This is a genomic window from Tatumella sp. UCD-D_suzukii (assembly GCF_000611875.2).
GTDB lineage: Bacteria > Pseudomonadota > Gammaproteobacteria > Enterobacterales > Enterobacteriaceae > Tatumella > Tatumella ptyseos.
The window spans coordinates 15,651-33,342 of sequence record NZ_JFJX01000072.1 but is presented as its reverse complement, the minus strand read 5'-3'; the positions used below and the strand labels follow the sequence as shown (position 1 = coordinate 33,342).

The 17,692-nt window shown below is 53.6% G+C and carries 13 protein-coding genes and 1 riboswitch; of the genes, 6 read left to right on the top strand and 7 right to left on the bottom strand.

The features are described from left to right. Positions 1-52: 52 nt before the first annotated feature. The 3 genes from CG67_RS16735 to CG67_RS16725 all read right to left on the bottom strand — a co-directional run bounded on the left by CG67_RS16735 (position 53) and on the right by CG67_RS16725 (position 4,681). A complete protein-coding gene (locus tag CG67_RS16735) occupies positions 53-2,200 on the bottom strand; it encodes a TonB-dependent siderophore receptor (RefSeq protein ID WP_025904075.1) in 2,148 nt (715 codons plus the stop codon). A 128-nt stretch (positions 2,201-2,328) separates the two neighbouring features. Then, positions 2,329-3,297 carry an AraC family transcriptional regulator gene (locus tag CG67_RS16730; protein ID WP_025904074.1) on the bottom strand — a complete coding sequence of 323 codons (969 nt, stop codon included), beginning with the start codon at positions 3,295-3,297 and terminating at the stop codon, positions 2,329-2,331. A 181-nt stretch (positions 3,298-3,478) separates the two neighbouring features. Then, the gene (locus tag CG67_RS16725; RefSeq protein ID WP_025904073.1) at positions 3,479-4,681 is read right to left on the bottom strand and encodes an MFS transporter; all 1,203 of its coding nucleotides are present in this window, start codon (positions 4,679-4,681) and stop codon (positions 3,479-3,481) included. Positions 4,682-4,775: 94 nt separating this feature from the next. Here CG67_RS16725 and CG67_RS16720 point away from each other — a divergent pair, with 94 nt between their 5' ends. After that, on the top strand, positions 4,776-5,735 hold the full coding sequence (locus CG67_RS16720; RefSeq protein ID WP_025904072.1) for a LysR family transcriptional regulator: 960 nt from the start codon (positions 4,776-4,778) through the stop codon (positions 5,733-5,735). Between the two features lie 362 nt (positions 5,736-6,097). Then, a complete protein-coding gene (locus CG67_RS16715) occupies positions 6,098-8,488 on the top strand; it encodes a membrane-bound PQQ-dependent dehydrogenase, glucose/quinate/shikimate family (RefSeq protein ID WP_025904071.1) in 2,391 nt (796 codons plus the stop codon). 81 nt (positions 8,489-8,569) lie between these two features. On the opposite strand, the gene CG67_RS16710 is transcribed toward CG67_RS16715, so the two are convergent. The 4 genes from CG67_RS16710 to mntP all read right to left on the bottom strand — a co-directional run bounded on the left by CG67_RS16710 (position 8,570) and on the right by mntP (position 12,493). After that, complete coding sequence (locus CG67_RS16710; protein ID WP_025904070.1) at positions 8,570-9,073, bottom strand: TIGR00645 family protein; 504 nt, start codon at positions 9,071-9,073, stop codon at positions 8,570-8,572. Between the two features lie 110 nt (positions 9,074-9,183). Continuing rightward, on the bottom strand, positions 9,184-11,016 hold the full coding sequence (locus CG67_RS16705; protein WP_025904069.1) for an ABC transporter ATP-binding protein: 1,833 nt from the start codon (positions 11,014-11,016) through the stop codon (positions 9,184-9,186). A gap of 238 nt (positions 11,017-11,254) precedes the next feature. After that, positions 11,255-11,632 (bottom strand): fluoride efflux transporter CrcB, encoded by a 378-nt coding sequence (crcB, locus tag CG67_RS16700; protein ID WP_025904068.1) that lies wholly within the window; start codon positions 11,630-11,632, stop codon positions 11,255-11,257. An 88-nt stretch (positions 11,633-11,720) separates the two neighbouring features. Then, positions 11,721-11,798: riboswitch (Fluoride riboswitch) on the bottom strand. Positions 11,799-11,920: 122 nt separating this feature from the next. Beyond that, positions 11,921-12,493: a manganese efflux pump MntP gene (gene mntP, locus CG67_RS16695; protein ID WP_025904067.1), complete on the bottom strand. Its 573-nt coding sequence runs from the start codon at positions 12,491-12,493 to the stop codon at positions 11,921-11,923. A 365-nt stretch (positions 12,494-12,858) separates the two neighbouring features. On the opposite strand from mntP, the gene CG67_RS16690 reads away from it, so the two are divergent. The 4 genes from CG67_RS16690 (at position 12,859) to yhjD (ending at position 17,660) form a co-directional block, all read left to right on the top strand. Beyond that, complete coding sequence (locus CG67_RS16690; protein ID WP_025904066.1) at positions 12,859-13,101, top strand: DUF1158 family protein; 243 nt, start codon at positions 12,859-12,861, stop codon at positions 13,099-13,101. 452 nt (positions 13,102-13,553) lie between these two features. Continuing rightward, on the top strand, positions 13,554-15,197 hold the full coding sequence (gene mqo / locus CG67_RS16685) for a malate dehydrogenase (quinone) (protein ID WP_025904065.1): 1,644 nt from the start codon (positions 13,554-13,556) through the stop codon (positions 15,195-15,197). A gap of 427 nt (positions 15,198-15,624) precedes the next feature. Beyond that, a complete protein-coding gene (locus tag CG67_RS16680; protein WP_025904064.1) occupies positions 15,625-16,515 on the top strand; it encodes a PhzF family phenazine biosynthesis protein in 891 nt (296 codons plus the stop codon). Positions 16,516-16,619: 104 nt separating this feature from the next. After that, positions 16,620-17,660, top strand: coding sequence for an inner membrane protein YhjD (gene yhjD, locus CG67_RS16675; RefSeq protein ID WP_025904063.1), 1,041 nt, complete (start codon positions 16,620-16,622; stop codon positions 17,658-17,660). The last annotated feature ends 32 nt before the right edge of the window (positions 17,661-17,692 follow it).

The window sequence follows — 17,692 nt, the reverse complement described above, 5'->3', positions numbered from 1 at the left end:
CCATCTGTCTCGCGGGGCCCGCGACCCTCACTCCGCCGGGGGCCTGCCGGGATCAGAAATGATAGTTAACACCGACCTGCCAGGTACGATCACGGCCTATCCAACAATAGCTGCTGCTGTAACAGGTATAGGTCATCTTATTGGTCAGGTTCTGCGCACCGGCTTTCACGGTCAGACCTTTCAGCGATGAGCTCAGCACGCCCATGTCATAACTGACAGCCACATCATACTGCGTATTTCCTCCCAGGGCGGGCAGGGAATTGTCTGCGGTTATCTCGCTCTTACCGAAGTAACGCGCTCCGGCCCCCAGCATTAAGCCGTTCAGTGTTCCATGGGTGAAAGTGTAATCTCCCCACAGGTTAACGCTGTTTTCCGGCACCTGAGTCACCCGTTTCCCCTGATAAAGCGCGTCTTTCGTATTCACGGCATGGGTATAGGCATAATTCGCAATGATATTCACATTATCCAGCGGACGGCTGACCAGGCTCACCTCAGCCCCCTTCGACTGCACTTCACCGGTCTGGCGGTAGTTCAGTAATCCGGCGGCAGTGTAGGTATAGTCCGTGGTCAGAACATTTTTCTCTCTGATAGAGAAAACGGACGCCGTGACGGTGGTGGCGTAGTCAGGTAATAAATATTTTACCCCGCCTTCCAGTTGTTTACTGGTCGTCGCTTTCGCCTGGCTGGCGGTCAGCGTTCCCTGCGGAGATACCGGCAGGAAGCCTTCAGAATAACTGAGGTAAGGCGCGATACCGTTGCGGAACTGATACAACGCGCCCAGGCGTTTGCTCACTTTATGCTGATCGATAGCCTGCTGACTGCCGGCGTTCAGATAGTCCGTGGTGGCGGACTGGTAATCGTCATAGCGCAGACTCGCCATCAGATTCAGCGCACCATATTCCACCTGGTCCTGCAGATAATAGCCGCGCTGGTTGAAACTCAGCCGGTCATTAGTGGCAGTATACAGCCCCAGGTTATCGCTGGTCACCTGGCTGTAGTCGGGGCTGAGCATATCGATGCCCGGGTAGGCGGTCCCATACCGGTAGGTCATATGCGAGCTAAGGTGCTGGTAGTCAAACCCTGCCAGAAGATGGTGCTGCCACTCCCCCAGACGGACGGTCCGGGTCAACTGGTTATCGATATTGATGCTTTTCAGCCCTTCGTCAGTCGTATAACCAAAGCGGGAAAGCTGAGTATCACTGCTGCCGGTGCCGGTGGCATAAATACTTTGCTGATGGGTGTCCACGCTGAAATAGCGGGCTTTCTGCACCACGCCCCAGCCACTGTCGAACTGATGTTCAAAACTGTAACCCAGCATCCCTTCACGCTGCCTGAAACCATTCCAGCGGTCACCGGCATAAGCCCGGCGCGAGGCATAGCCACTGCGTAAATAGGCCAGTGGCAGCGGGTTGGAAGGTGTCAGACTGGGCTGATCCTGATATAAGGCATCCAGTGTCAGGCGGGTATGATCATCAGGTTGCCAGCTGACCGATGGCGCTATCAGATAGCTTTCATGTTTCGTGGTCACGGCCTGGTCATTCCCTTCACTGCCTTTGGCGATCAGGCGATAATCCCAGTCACTGTCGGCAATCGGACCGGTAGAATCGATATACCCTTCTTTCAGGCCGCGGTTACCGGTGGTGAAGCCAACGTCAGTACTTTGTACTGACTGAGGCTTTTTACCCTGGATATTCACCAGCCCGCCGGGGGAGGCATTACCATACAGCACCGATGAAGGTCCTTTCAGGATATCGACCTTATCAATCAGAATCGGGTCAATGGAGGCTTTGGTATTGCCGGAAACGTTATAGGGCAATTCCAGCCCGTCATAATATTCATGCTCAGCATCAAAACCACGGATTTTATATTCGCTCATATACGTGGTCGCCCCGCGTAACTCCGTCGAAACACCGGCATCGTAACGCAGGATTTCGTTCAGCGAATTCGCATGACGCAGAGCAATTTCCTGCTGGCTGATCGAATCAATCGTTTGTGGCGTACGGCTCTCCGGAACCGCCGATTTGGTCGCACTGTTCACATAAGGTGCGACAGCATTGTGTGGATCCTGTCCTCCGCTGGCCGTCACCACCAGAGTGTCTGTCGCCGCCGCACACCACGAGGGCGATAATGCTAATGCAGAGCTGACTGCCAGCCCGCATAAACGTAACCGGAAATGTGTTGCCGTAATCTGCCTTGCCATAAAGCGTCTCAACCTTTTTTTTATTGACTGTTCGCGCGCTATTATTGCGGTATTCATGACGTCAGCCGCTATGCCTGGTGACGGTTTATGTATGGCAAACGACAAAACTGGCGGGTTTAAGGCATTTTTCAGGCTCTGAAAGAGAGATCGCTGCTCAGGCCGCTGGGGGCAATCCCGTAACGACGCCGGAACGCGGTCGCAAAGTTGGTGGCATGCTGATAACCGGACATCCACGCCGCCTGCTGCACACTGTATCCCTGCAACAGATAACGACGGGCCAGCGCCAGTCTGCAGTCCCGCAGATAATTAAACACTGACTCACCATAAGCCTGACGGAACTTCGTTCGCAGACTACTGCTGCTCATCGCCGCCGTTTTTGCCAGTGAATCCAGCGTATGGTTTTGTTCCGGACTGGACTCCAGTAACTGACGCACAGCCTCCAGCCGGTAATGGCCGTCAGGTAATGCCGGAATACGCGGCACGCCGTTCCTGATCTGCTGATCCATCGTAAGGCCCAGTAGCTGAAGCATCAGTCCCTCCAGCATCAGTTCACGGGCAATGGCCGGTGTCTGCCGGCTGATAGCAAAACGCATGCTGATCATCATATGGTCCGGCATCGTCCAGACGGCACAGGGCGAGGTATGCTTTCTCCAGCTTTCCGGCAGTGTGACCCGCGACGGGTTCACAGAAAACTGAGAAGGATTAATGCCCAGTGAGACAGTGACCAGCCGCTGATCTTTCTGGTGACTGGCGTGAAGAATGCCTTGTTTCCCCAGCCTGGTACTTAAGACTGTTCCTGCCGTAATCTTTAAGGGGCGGCCGTTGAGGCGTAAATCCACACAGCCTTCTAATACCACCAGCAAAAACAGTGGCGAATGCCCGGCGGAGGTTGACTCATAAGGCCGGAGAATGTGTAAGTCAGAGTGAGTGACGTTCAGGCCGGACGCCAGTTGCCACTCTTCTACCTTTCCGCGCACCACAGCCGTCTGTTCATCCGTTGCCGGAAAACGGTAATCAATCGCGTACCGGTGACCAAATTCGAGAAAATCCGCCACAGAGAATGACTGTTCACCGGGTTCAGAAAGTATGTGATCCATAGGTATTAAGGGGTCGGCCAGGGCAGGACGTTTCTGCAATTTAGGGACAAGGGAACATAGTAGCACTGAGGCCGGCAAACAGTAAATCAAATGATAAGCATTTGCATTTATAGCAAATAAGGACGAGGTCGACGCAGGAAAGGACTGGCCGGGGCGGTATTGAACCGCCCCGGCGACAGGTTTAATTATGCAAATGACGACTGCACAAGCGTACGATTAACGCGGCTATCGCGGCCACGATGGACACCACGACCACGCCGTTCCAGCCATCGTGAGTCAGTGCCAGGCTTCCCAGTGCAGAACCTGCGGCCATACCAATAAACACCACAGTAAACAGCAGAGCATTCAGGCGGCTTCGGGCTTCAGGCACCAGCCGGAAGACCAGCGTCTGGTGAGCCACCAGCGAGGCCTGGATCCCCAGGTCAAAGATCACCGCACTCAGGATAACCAGGCCCAGTTGTCCGTGAGCCGGCAGAAACGGCATCAGTAGCATGATAGCGAAAGCCACAATCACCAGACCTGCCCCCAACTGTGTGACCCGGGCCGGACCCATTTTATCGGCCATCCCTCCTGCCAGTGGTGCAGCTAAAGCCCCGGCGGCACCGGCCAGCCCGAATGCCCCGGCAACCGCACTGTCCAGATGAAAATCCTGATACAGCATCAGCGCCAGCGTTGACCAGAAGGCACTGAAGGCCACCGATAACAGGCCCTGAGCAATGGCGGCCCGGCGCAAAGTAGTATGCTCATGCCACAGGTGCCACAGCGAACGCATCAGTGTTGTCCACGGCACCGGCGCCGCCGGCCGGAACGCCGGCAGTCTCCGCCACAATGCCAGGGTGATCAGTAAGACCGAAAACGCTGCCAGGAAATACAGACTGCGCCAGCCCAGGTACTCACCAATCACCCCGCTGACCACCCGTGACAATAATATGCCGGTCAGTAGTCCGGTCATTACCGTTCCCACCGTTTTTCCGCGACTCTGTTCCGGGGCCAGAGCCGCCGATGCCGGAACAATATCCTGTGCGACCGTGGCGGCCAGGCCGGTCAGCAGACTGGCAACCAGCAATAAATTCAGCCCGGGGGCTATTCCGCACAGCACTAATGCCAGTACCAGCATCAGGCCTTTCAGGGCGATCAGTTTGCGGCGATCAAACCGATCGCCCAGCGGTGTCAGTAACAGGATCCCCAGGGCATATCCTATCTGGGTCAGCATCGGGATCAGACCTGACTGAGCTGTAGTGGCGTTAAACTGCTTCCCCATAATCCCCAGCAGGGGCTGACTGTAATAAATGGCAGCAACGCTCAACCCTGCACCGGTGGCCAGGGTAAACAGCAGCGGTGCTGATAATTTCTGTTCGTTCATGGTCTGCTCAATTGCTGACATGATAGTTTCTCCGTCTCTGAGTTGCGCTCAGTAGACCTGAAACAGGTAATACATGGTAGACGTAAATAAAGAAGAACTGTTATACCTGTAGCGTATGAAAATAATCCCCGCGGGAAGCATCGACCGCATTGAACTGATGCAAACCTTTATCCGGATCGTTGAAAGTGGCAGTCTGTCGGCCACGGCACGGCAGCTAGGTGTCAGCCAGCCGACCATCAGCCGGCGACTTCAGGCCCTGGAAAACATGCTTGGCCAGAAACTGATCCTGCGAACCACTCATGCCCTGAAATTAACGGATGACGGGGAGCGTTGCTATCGCCATGCCGGACAACTGGTCGGTAACTGGCATGCCCTGGAAGATGATCTGACCCAGACCCGCGATGAACCGGTCGGTACCTTACGGGTACGCGCTCCGCATGCTTTCGGTCAGGATCAACTGATCGGGCCACTGGTGCGCTGGCTGAAGCACTCCCCGGAGCTGAATATCGAGTGGATGCTGAATGACCGGACACCGGATTTCGTCGCCGAAAACATCGATTGTGCTATTCAGGTAGGCGCGCCCAGTGATCCGGGACTGGTGGCGATACAGATTGCCGAAGTTCCGCGACGTATCGTTGCGACTCCGGACCTGTTAGCCCTTGCTCCGGAACTAAAGACACTCCCCGAACTGGCAGCCCTTCCCTGGCTGTCGCTCAGCACCTTTTATCGCACCGAGGTCACACTGAAGAATGTACATACCGGTATCAGCCAGACCATCACTATTCATCCCCGTCTGAGCAGTGACAGTATCTACGCCATACATAAAGCGGCACTTTCAGGGTTGGGCGTCGGGCTGATTTCCTCCTGGGTGACAGAAGATGATCTGGCCGCTGGCCGCCTGCAGGAACCGCTGCCTGAATGGCAGGCCACAGCGTTACCGGTCTGGCTGACCTATCCGTGGGCCAGCTATTATCCGGCCAGGATGCGCCATTTTCTTGCCATGATCAAACAGGTGATGCCGACCCTCACCGGTATCCGTCCTGCGGCAACTGACTCGTCTGTCCGGAAAAACTAACAGAGCACTCTTCGTTCACCGGCACCGGCCTCCCCGGGATATTTGTCCGTATGGTGAGGTCACATGGGGCCATCGGCATCCCCCCGGGAAAACCCGCCGGAGCCACATTTTTTCTTCGTAACCCTCTAAAATCCCATCTCTTTTATTTCATTCTCTCGCCGGACCTGTGGCCGGTGTATAACCCCTTCCCATGCAAACCCTTCTGTCGGATGTACCCCGCCATTTCATGATTACCTGATGAAAATAAGTGAGATCATTATTTGAAAGGTTACATTAAATGAACTAATAATTAACATAACATTAACCTGAAAGACATTTCTTTACCAAAGGCAGAAAGTCTTCTGCGTATCGGGGATGTACTAATGAAAAAAGTACCATTATTTGTCAGGATAATGGCGGTTATCCTGTTCCTCTGTGCCCTTCCGCTCATTTTTGGCGGCGGTTATTTAATCTCTCTGTCCGGGTCCTGGTACTATCTGCTCGCCGGGATTGTGCTGCTGATATCCTCTGTACTGCTGTTTAAAGGCAGGCGCTCAGGGATCGGGCTGTTTTTTGTGCTGTATGTGGCTTCAGTGTTATGGACACTGTACGAAAGTGGCAGCGATTACTGGGGCTGGGTACCGCGACTGTCTTTACTGACCGTACTCGGGTTTTTATTGTCTCTGGCCCTCCCGTCGCTAAATGGTGGTCGTAAAAAAGGCCTGAGCCGTGGTCTGACGGGGCTGTTCGTGGTTATTTTCATCGCGGCCTTTGGCATGGCTTTCGTGCCGTTTCACACCTATCGTTCTTCGGCACCCCCGCCGGATTCGCCTCTGGCCCGCCAGGATAATCCTCCGACGGTCACTCAGCCTGACAGCGACTGGACCTATTACGGCCGGGATACTCATGCCACACGTTTTTCTCCGCTGAGTCAGATCAACACCAGTAATGTCAGCCAACTGAAACGGGTATGGACTTACCGCACCGGTGACCTGCCACAACCCGGTCAGGTCAACAAATGGGCCGCAGAAAATACCCCGATCAAGGTCGGCAATGCCGTTTATGTGTGTTCAGCGCGCAATAATATTATCAAGCTGGATGCCGCCACCGGGAAACAAATCTGGAAGCATGACAGTGGCGTCAAATATGAAAGTATTCCGTATACCGCGGCCTGCAAAAGTCTGACCTGGTATACCTCTCATGTGGTTCCGGAAGGCCAGGCATGCCATAACCGCCTGATCGTCGGTACCCTTGATGAACGTCTGATTGCAGTGGATGCCCGGACCGGCGAGTCATGTCAGCAGTTTGGTGATCACGGCCAGACTAACCTGTTAACCGGCCTGGGGCATACTGTGCCCGGGTTCGTCGCCGTTACGGCACCGGTACCCATCGTCGATGGTGTGATTATTGTGAACCACGAAGTGCTGGACGGGCAGCGTCGCTGGGCCCCTTCCGGGGTGATCCGGGGATATGATGCAGAAACCGGTAAGTTCAAATGGGCATGGGATGTCAATAACCCGGGAGTGCACAGCGAACCGACAGGTGATCACTATTACAGCCGCGGCACCCCGAACTCCTGGGCCGCCATGACCGGTGACGATAAACTGGGTCTGGTCTATGTCCCTACCGGTAACTCCGCCGCCGATTACTACAGTGCGCTGCGTTCACCGAACGAGAACCGTGTGTCTTCTGCTATCGTGGCGCTGGACGTTAAAACAGGTGCTGAGAAATGGGTATTCCAGACCGTACACAAAGATGTCTGGGACTACGATATCGGTTCACAACCCACCCTGTTTGACTTCCCTGGCACAAAGGGTCAGAGCATTCCCGCCATGATCGTGCCGACCAAACGGGGACAGACATTTATCCTCAACCGGGCCACCGGTCAGCCGTTAAGTAAAACGGAAGAAAAACCGGCACCTGCCGGAGTGATCCCGGGCGACCCGCGCAGTCCGACGCAACCCTGGTCTGTGGATATGCCTCGCCTGGGGATGAAACCGCTGACCGAAGCCAAAATGTGGGGGATATCGCTGTTTGATCAGCTGGCCTGCCGGATTAAATTCAGACAAGCCAATTATGTCGGTGAATTTACCCCGCCGTCGATCACCAAACCCTGGATTGAATATCCCGGTTATAACGGCGGCAGCGATTGGGGCAGTGTGGCCTATGATCCGCAGACCGGTTTACTTATCGCAAACTGGAACAATACCCCGATGTATGACCAGCTGGTCAGCAGGAAAGAAGCCGACAAACAGGGACTGATTTCTATCGATTCACCGGCCTATAAGCCTGGTGGCGGGGGTGCGGAGGGTAACGGCGCGATGGCGGATACACCTTACGGGATTAATGTCTCCCCGTTCTTCGCACCGCTGACCGGCATGCTGTGCAACGAACCCCCTTATGGCATGATCACCGCGATCAATATGCATACACAGAAGGTGCTCTGGCAGCACCCGCTGGGCAGTGCTGAGAAGAACGGTCCGTTTGGTCTGCCTACCGAATTACCGATCAACATCGGTACACCGAATAATGGCGGTCCTGTCATTACGGCAGGCGGACTGACCTTTGTGGCGGCCACCACCGATAACAAGATCCGGGCTTACGACAGTAACACCGGTAAAGAAGTCTGGAGCGATACGTTACCTGCCGGAGGCCAGGCCACACCGATGACTTATTCTGTGGGGGGTAAACAGTATCTGGTGATTATGGCGGGCGGGCATCACTTTATGCGAACCAATGTGGGTGATTATGTGATTGCCTACGCACTGAACTGATGACCTCACGTATCACCGCCTGAAACAAAACGGCCCCGCCATTGCTGACGGGGCCGTTTTTTACCCGACAGGGAGTCAGGATCAATGTCCCCCTTTCGCCTGCCGTGACATCTTATCCAGATAGCCCATAACAAAGGCAGACAACACGAAGGTCAGATGCAGCAGGATGTACCAGAGCACTTTGCTGTTATCGATGGTTCTCATTTCCATAAAAACCCGTAGCAGATGTATCGAGGAGATCGCCACAATGGAGGCGGCCACTTTATTTTTCAGCGAGCCGGAATCCATTTTCCCCAGCCAGTTCAGCTTTTCTTTATGCTCATCAATATCCAGTGCCGAAATAAAATTTTCGTACCCGGACAGCATGACCATGATCAGTAATCCGCCCACCAGGGACATATCCACCAGCGACAGCAGCAGCAGGATCAGCTCATTTTCGCTGACAGACAGAATGTGTGGCAGCACATGAAAAATCTCCTGAAAGAACTTAATGGTCAGTGCCAGTAATCCCAGAGAGAGACCAAAATAAACCGGAGCCAGTAGCCAGCGAGTGGCATACATCAGATTTTCAGTAAAACGTTCCATAACAACCCGGAAATAATGAATAATAAAATCAGTATACCTGACAGGATCTCTGCTCCGAAGCCCCGCTATCACTTTATCTGCAGTCACGGGGCCGGAGAACACCGGACGGGTCAGTCTGCGCCGACAAATCCTCCGGTCTGACGCTGCCAGAGCCGGGCGTAGACTCCCCCTGCCGCCAGAAGTTGCTGATGGTTTCCTGTTTCCACAATCCTGCCATGCTCTAACACAATTAAACGGTCCATCCGTGCAATGGTCGACAGACGATGTGCAATCGCAATCACGGTTTTCCCGTCCATCAGAGACTCCAGACTTTCCTGGATAGCGGCTTCCACCTCGGAATCGAGGGCGGAAGTGGCCTCATCCATCACCAGGATAGGGGCGTTTTTCAGCAAAACCCTCGCGATAGCAATACGCTGACGCTGTCCGCCGGAGAGTTTGACGCCACGTTCACCGACGTGTGCATCCAGGCCATAACGGCCCTGGGCATCCGAGAGTTGCGGAATAAATTCTGCTGCACGGGCTCCGTGCAGCGCTGCCTCAATCTCTGCGTCGGTAGCCCCGGGGCGTCCGTAGCGTAAATTATCCCGTATCGAACGGTGCAGAAGCGAGGTATCCTGGGTGATCATCCCTATCTGGCTACGCAGACTTTCCTGAGTGACATCGGCAATATTTTGCCCGTCGATAGATATCGCACCGTCATTCAGGTCATACATTCTTAGCAGCAAATTGACCAGCGTTGACTTACCGGCACCTGAAGCCCCTATCAGACCGATTTTCTCCCCGGGCCGTAGCGTCAGATCGATATCCGAGAGGATCGGCCGGCCATGCCCATAGCGAAAAGAAACATGGTCGAAACGGATCTCTCCCCGGGTGACGGCCAGCGCCGGAGCGCCGGGTTTGTCCTGCACACTCAGCGGCTGAGAAATCGTCGCCATCCCATCCTGCACCATACCAATGTTGGCAAAAATACCGTTCACCACCCACATGATCCAGCCGGACATATTGACCAGGCGGATCACCAGCCCTGTCGCCAGAGCAATGGCGCCGACGGAAATCAGCGACTGACTCCATAACCAGAGAGCCAGCCCGGTCGTGCTCACGATTAACGCGCCGTTCAGGGTCGAAAGGGTCACATCCATCGCGGTGATCATCCGTCCCGCCAACTGCGTGGTTTCCGTCTGTTCGAGGATAGCCTCACGGGCATTTTTCTGTTCTAAGTCACTGTGGGCAAAAAGTTTCAGGGTCGAGATATTGGTATATCCGTCAACAATGAAGCCCATCAGTTTCGACCGGGCCTCCGAGGACACCACGGAGCGTTGCTTGACCCGCGGGACAAAAAAGACCAGACAGGCCACATACACTACCAGCCAGAGGATCAGGGGGATCATCAGCTTCCAGTCGGCCTCGGCAAACAGCACCAGCGCGGTAATCGCATAGATGGCCACATGCCAGATAGCATCCACCAGCTGAACCGCAGAGTCACATAATGAACTGCCGGTTTGCATAATGCGCTGCGCAATGCGTCCGGCAAAGTCATTCTGGAAAAACGTCAGACTTTGTCTCAGCACATAATTATGATGTTGCCAGCGTATCAGGCTGGTCAGACGGGGATTAATCGTTTGATGGATCAGCAGATCATGCAGTGCAATAAACACCGGACGGATGATCAGCGCCACCGCCCCCATCCAGCTCAGCAGTAGCCAGTGATCCCGGAAGACCGATGCCGGATGCGCACTGTCGACTAAGTCGATGATCTTACTCAGATAGCTGAACAGAGCGACCTCGATCAACGCACCGATCAGACCAACAACCAGTAATCCGGCAAAACAGGGCCATACCTGACGAAGATAATAGGCATAAAACCGGCCAGGTGTTTTCGGCGGGGCATCAGAAGGAGGGGCCCGGAAGATATCAATCAATCGCTCAAAACGTTCAGATAACATAACAATAGTGCCCGACGCTGGTTAATGAACCGATAGCTTAGTGCAAAACCTCCCATCCTTCAGCATTCTTCAGTCATCCCTGTTCAGGCAGCGCCTCACCCTGCTGCGTTTTGCCGGCGGGCACCGTGAACGGCGTCCGGTCACAGAAAGCCTGCCGGCAATAAAAACATGCCGGCAAGGGATAACGCTTCTGCCGGCCTCCGGTGATAGCGACGGGGTGTGCCCCGTTCCGGAAAAATTAACTGATGGCGGTCACCAGCGCAAAGCCGGCAAAGGTCATCAGCAATGTACCGAACAGATGCAGACAAGCGCTGGTCATTGCCCAAAGGTATTTTCCGGACTGCAGCATGACCATTAATTCTGCCGAAAAAGTCGAGAATGTGGTCAGCCCTCCGCACAGCCCGGTGGTTATTAAGAGTTTCCAGGCAGGGTCAAGCTGCGGATGCCGGGCAAACCAGGCCAGCGCTCCTCCGATAATCAATCCGCCCGCCAGATTGACCAGCAGGGTGCCGAGCGGCAAGCCGGTAAATAAAGGATTAAACCGGAGTGAACACCACCAGCGTAATAAGCAGCCAGCGCCGCCACCGATTAATACAGCCATGAAAGACTTCAACATATCAGATTCCTGAATATCATCACGCCGGAGAGAAAGGGGACAGGAAGCAGATACCTGACACACCAAAACCCCGGCAAGCGGGTTAAGTATTATGTCAGGCGTCATCAGCCATTCCATGAAACGGACTGGCGGTTGGTTGAGGTGGAACACCATCACCCCGTAACAACAGACTGCTGATCACCCGGGGAAGAACCCCCGGACCGTCGTTACATCAACAAGAATACCCCGGGAGGGATACTCAGACAAGACACGGGAGAACGATCCGCAAGATCACTCGCCCGCGATGTTTCAGTTCAGTAACCCTAAATGTTCGATCAGGATCGTGCATCCTATCCCTACCAGCACGACGCCTCCGAGGACTTCGGCCCATTTACCCAGTATCGGGCCAATAAAACGACCGACCATCACTCCCGTCGTTGCCATGATCGTCGTTGCTCCCCCGATAGCCAGCGCCGTCACCAGGATATTAACCTGTAAGAAAGCCAGACCAACGCCTACCGCCAGCGCATCCAGGCTGGTGGCGACGGCCGTCATCGCTAAGACCAGAAAACCATGCCGCTCCGGCGCAGTACACTCTTCCGCCGGACTATGACGTAAACCGCCAATGATCATCCTGCCGCCAAGAATAGCCAGCAGAATAAAAGCCACCCAGTGATCCCAGGCCATGACATACTTACTGGCTGCCAGACCAATACCCCAGCCAATCAATGGCGTCAGCATTTCCACGCCACCAAAAATAACTCCGGTACGTAAGGCTTCTTTAATACCTGGTTTTTTTAAGGTTGCACCTTTCCCGAGGGCGGCTGCAAAAGCATCCATTGACATGCCAAAGGCAAGAATAATTGTTGTTATGACATCCATCAGGTTTCATCGCTCAGACTTGTCTCTCAGGACAATAAAGGGGGGCACGTTATTTCTGCTGCCATTCCGAATATGACGCAGTCTACCACGAAGCCATGAATTAAAAAAGACAATAAAATCATGGCGTTAGTTATAGCCAAGGCTATATCTCTTAACCCGGGCTAACTTTGCGCTAAGCTAATGGAAAATAAGGAACTCAGTACCGTATGGCAGTGCATGACACGGGAAACAGCGAGTGTCACAGGAACAGACCGCCCGCATCCGATTCAGCAGTTCTGCTTCCGGCCGCTTTGACCGGGAGATTGAAAGGCAGGGAGAATTCCCTGAGAATAGTGAATACTTCATTTTTCCGGATCACCTGCATCATGAAAAATCCGCTTGAAACATTACTGATCCCGGGCGGGATCTTATTACTCGGTTTCCTGTCTGCACTGTTATTGCCGGCACCCGCCTTCGGAATTGATCTCGCCAGAAAAATGATGTCCTTATTTCATATAATGGATTTAAATCAGCTGTATACCATCGTATTTTTTCTGTGGTTTCTTTTTCTGGGTGCCGTTGAATATTTTATTCTGCGCTTTTTATGGCGTCGCATTAATCCGCAGTAAACCGCTCACCGGCCCCCCGGCGTCGCCCCGTGCGCCCGGCGAAGGCTGTCGGCCGGGGGGAACCGCAGAAACGGGCCGGATAAGGCAACCTCTGTTACCTGTAATGTATTTCAGAACACCTGCCGCAGCCCCTTTCCGCAAGCCAGGTCATTGCAGGAAAACATGCCCCGGAATATGACCACACTACCTGCCTGCTTATCTCTGTAATTAGCTGTCATCACCGGACTTTTTACTAAAATGACGGGGGTAAACAACTGTTTAATTCCGGGAAATAAATGTTATATTCAAAGGTAAAATATATAACGCGGCATTAACTCATACTTTTTTCTGTTTTGAGATTGCCGGATAACTTTTGGTCTTTCAGATAGGTGATAATCACCTGACCTGAAACCCATTATTTGCCCGTAAGCCTGTCAGTGGTCAATGCCGGACAGAAGAGGAGATGTGGCCTCATGTGTAGATCAACAATGAACCTTTCTCTTGCGATGAGTAGTATCGCAACGACAGAGCAAAAGGTTCAGCAGGGAAAAGACGTCGATGTACTTTTGATCGGCGCTGGTGTGATGAGTGCCACACTGGGAACTTTCCTTCAGGAGCTGGAACCCGAATGGACGCTGGAAATGGTGGAGCGTCTTTCCGGCGTGGCTGAAGAGTCATCCAACGGCTGGAATAACGCCGGAACCGGTCATTCCGCACTGGCAGAACTGAATTATACCCCGCAGAAAGCCGATGGCTCTGTTGATATCAGTAAAGCGGTCGCCATCAATGAATCTTTCCAGATTTCACGCCAGTTCTGGGCTTCTCAGGTTGAGCTCGGCCGACTGAATAATCCGGCATCCTTTATTAATACCACTCCCCACATGAGCTTTGTCTGGGGCGAGCAGAATGTCCGCTTTCTTCGCCAGCGTATTGATGCGCTGAAGAACAGTTCCCTGTTCCGTGGTATGGAATATTCTGAAGACCCGCAACAAATTGCCCGCTGGGTTCCTCTGCTAATGGAAGGACGTCAGCCAGGTACACCGATTGCCGCGACCCGTACCGAAATCGGTACCGATGTGAATTTCGGCGAAATTACCCGTCAGCTGATCCACGCCCTGCAGCAGAATGATAATTTCACGCTAAGAACCCGTCAGGAAGTCCGTGATCTCAAACGACGGAGTGACGGACGCTGGCAGGTGACGCTGCACTGTCTGACCACCAACACCTCAAGACAGCTGATTGCCGGCCACGTCTTTATCGGTGCCGGCGGTGCTGCGCTACCTTTACTGCAAAAAAGCGGGATCCCCGAAGCCCGTCGTTATGCAGGGTTCCCGGTAGGCGGTTCTTTTCTCGTGACTGAGAACCCGGAACTGGTCAGACAGCATCTGGCAAAAGTGTACGGTAAAGCCAGTGTCGGTGCGCCTCCGATGTCGGTGCCTCACGTTGATACCCGTATGCTGGACGGTAAACAGGTGCTGCTATTTGGTCCGTTCGCGACGTTCTCGACCAAATTCCTCAAACAAGGGTCGTTGCTGGATATGTTTGGCTCCATGACCCCTGCCAATCTCCTGCCAATGATGCAGGTAGGCGGTAAGAACCTGAACCTTATCAAGTATCTGATTGGCCAGGTGCTGCAGAATGATAATGACCGTCTGAAAGCATTGCGGGAATATGTTCCCAACGCAAAAGCTGAAGACTGGCGCCTGGTGGTTGCCGGTCAGCGGGTACAAATTATCGAAAATGATCCGAAACAGGGCGGTGTTTTGCGTCTGGGAACAGAGATTGTGACGTCACAGGATGGTACGGTTTCAGCCCTGCTGGGCGCTTCGCCTGGCGCATCCACCGCTGCCAAAATCATGCTGGATCTGATGAAAAAAGTGTTCCCGGCACAGATGGAAACAGAGATATGGCAGCAGAAAATACGCCAGATGATCCCATCGTACGGTACTTCTCTGGAAGGCGATATCGAAGCCACTGAACGCGTACTCTCCTCCACCAGCCGTATTCTGGGGCTCAATTACTCCGCACCTGCCGGTTCTGCTGCAGAAGCAGAGGCTCCGGCCATTCCGGCGGCTAACGATGAGGGTCATACCACGGCAGATGTCGTGGGAAAGTGACTGAGTAGTGCTGTCTCACTTTCGACCTGTCAGCGGAAGTGAGGCAGTCAGCGCTTGCCTCTCTGAGCGTTCATTCACGGGGTTACCACCTGGCAGTGTTCTGCGGTAAAGGTAACCCTGTCATTCTTCTTTTCGCTCCCTGACCCGGTTCAATACGGTTAACGGCCTCTGGCTATCACATCTGTAACGCACCGATACCGGTCTTTCTTCGACGTCGGGGTGACGACTCACGGCAGCACGGGATCAATGTTCTCCGCCTGACGACCTGCTGCATTCTTTTCTGACAGTTCCGTTAACTCCATCTGTGGCATCTGCTTCATTCGCTTCGGTGATCCGGATAACCTTCTCTGATGACGGATAAAACAGAACCTTTCACGGCACAAGAGCTGGCACACTATTCTCCCGTCTGTTAATTAAGGAAATAGCCATGAGCCGCCAGGTTGTATTTAGTCAGGTCGATGTTTTCAGCACCCTTCCGTTTCAGGGGAATCCGCTGGCGGTTGTTTTTGATGCCGGAGGACTGACCGATCGGCAGATGCTGGACATCACCCGCTGGATGAATCTGTCCGAAACCACCTTTGTCGTCCCCGCGAAGCAGCCCGGTGCGGATTATCATGTCAGAATTTTTACACCCGACGGAGAGCTCCCTTTCGCGGGCCATCCGACATTGGGTACCGCACATGCACTGCTGGAGCAGGGGCTGATTGAGGAAAAGCAGGGGAAAGTAATTCAGGAATGCGCCGCTGGGTTAATCACTGTTCGCCGTCAGAATGACCAGAGTCTGGCATTCCTTGCACCGGAAACGGTGATCACCCCCTTCACTTCTCCGCTGACTGAAGCCCTGACCGGGCCGCTCACCGGAAAGCAATTTCAGCCGGCCATCGGAGGCATCGGCAGCCGCTGGTTACTGCTCCCGGTTCCCGATGTCACCAGACTGCGCGCTCTGACACTGACGACTACGACTCTGGAAGCTCTGGAAGCTCTGGAAGCTCTGGAAGCTCTGGAAGCTCTGGAGCATGATGCTGGAGTCAAAGGTGTCGTTCTGTTTGCGCCCGTTAATGACGGCAGCGGTGATGATTATGAAGTCAGGGTGATATTTTCCCATAACAATACCCTGGTCGAAGACCCGGTGACGGGGAGTGCTAATGCCTGCCTGGCCTGGTACTTTGCCGGTTATGGTCAGACCCGAAATTACCGCGTCCGCCAGGGACTTTCCATCGGCCGTCACGGCTGCCTGGATATTCGTTTTGAACCGGACGGAATATGGGTCGGCGGCCATTCTTCCACGCGGATCCGCGGAAAAATCACGTTGCCGTAAGCCGGGTTTCCAGGGGATGGTCGCCGGTACAGTTCGTCGGAGAGCCAATTGCCCGCTATAATTAACCTGTTTTCTCAACTGGCTAGCAAAGGAGCGTCACTTTCATGACGGAAAAAATGCCTTCCGGCAACGAAAAAAAGCAGCAACCGGTACCGATGATTAATACCGGTAATCCTGCCGTCGATCGCTCAATTAACCGGGCTTCCAAAAGTATTAACTGGTTCAGTAATATCCCGGCGGTCGCACACTTTCTGCGGGCCATCGATCGCTTCAATGATCGCCTGGGAAGCCAGTTCGGTGCCGCCATTACCTATTTCTCTTTTTTGTCGTTAATTCCGATTCTTATGGTGTCCTTCGCCGCCGTCGGGTTTGTGCTGGCATCTAACCAGAACCTGCTTACCAGCCTGATTGATAAAATTGTGGGCAGTATCAGCGATCCCGGCCTGGCGGGCACCTTAAAAAACACGGTACAAACTGCCATTCAGCAACGTACTACGGTCGGGATCACCGGATTACTGCTGGCACTTTATTCGGGTATCAGTTGGGTAGGAAATTTGCGTGAAGCCATCCGCGCACAATCACGTGATGTCTGGGAGCGTAAATCTCATGACCAGGAGAAGATCTGGTTCAGATACGTGCGTGATTTTATTTCGCTCTCCGGCCTGATGCTGGCCTTAATTGTCTCCCTGTCATTAAACTCTATCGCCGGGTCGGCACAGACCGCCATCGTCAATGCCTTAGGGCTCGGTCATATTGACTGGCTGAGACCGGTGATGACTATTATTGCATTGCTGATTTCGGTATCTGCCAATTATCTGATTTTTCTGTGGATATTTTGGATCCTGCCGCGCCATCAGCCGCCTAAAAAAGCCCTGTTCCGTGGCACTCTGCTGGCGGCTATCGGGTTTGAGGTCATTAAATTTATTATGACTATCATGCTGCCGAAAGTCGCTTCATCTCCGTCCGGCGCAGCATTCGGTTCGGTGCTGGGCCTGATGGCATTTTTCTACTTCTTTGCCAGGCTGACGCTATTTTGTGCCGCATGGATAGCCACTGCGCAATATGAAGATCATGAGACATCCTCAGAAGAGACCGTTTCAGCTGCCGGATCATCACAAAATGTAAGCGAAAATGAATCCAGCTGAAAATATTGAATCGTGAATATTTTTTCTGCAAA